Here is an 855-nt window from a genome sequence, read left to right on the forward strand (position 1 = left end):
TCGCCGGAAGACTTCCATGCGCTGCTGGTGGAACAGCGCGTCACAGTGCTTAACCAGACGCCGTCGGCGTTCAAGCAATTGATGCGTGTGGCGTGTGATTCGCCTGCGCCGATGTCGCTGGAAAAAGTCATCTTCGGCGGCGAAGCGCTGGACGTGGCCAGCCTGAAGCCGTGGTTCGACCGTTTCGGCGATCAGGCAGCGCAGTTGATCAACATGTACGGCATTACCGAAACTACAGTTCACGTGACCTACAGGCCAATAACCGAGGCCGACACGCAAAACCCGGCCAGCCCGATTGGCGAGGCGATCCCGGATTTGTCGTGGTACGTGCTGGACGCTGATTTCAACCCGGTCGCCCAGGGTTGCAGCGGTGAACTGCACATCGGCCATGCCGGTCTGGCGCGCGGTTATCACAATCGCGCGGCGCTGACTGCCGAACGCTTCGTGCCGGACCCGTTCTCCAGCGACGGCGGTCGCCTGTACCGCACCGGCGACCTGGCCCGTTATCGCGCTGCCGGAGTGGTCGAATACGCCGGACGTATCGACCATCAGGTGAAGATTCGTGGTTTCCGCATCGAACTGGGTGAAATCGAAGCGCGGCTGCAAGCGCACCCGGCTGTACGCGAAGTGATCGTGCTGGCCGTGGACGGGCAATTGGCCGCGTATCTAGTCCCAGCCCAGCCTGATCAGGATCAGCAAAGCCTGCGCGAAGCGCTGAAAACCGAGCTCCGTGCGCATCTGCCGGATTACATGGTGCCGACGCATTTCATCGTCCTCGACAAGATGCCGCTGACCGCCAACGGCAAGCTGGACCGCAAGGCGCTGCCCGCGCCGGATGCCAGCCAGTTGCAGGCG

1 protein-coding gene is annotated in these 855 nt (G+C 62.5%); it reads left to right on the plus strand.

The annotated features are described in order from the left end of the window. The coding region (locus RYA97_RS00855; RefSeq protein ID WP_316891695.1) for an AMP-binding protein at positions 1 to 855 on the plus strand (855 nt) is incomplete at both ends.

This window comes from Pseudomonas syringae group sp. 26L6, from assembly GCF_032587815.1.
GTDB classification, from domain to species: domain Bacteria; phylum Pseudomonadota; class Gammaproteobacteria; order Pseudomonadales; family Pseudomonadaceae; genus Aquipseudomonas; species Aquipseudomonas amygdali.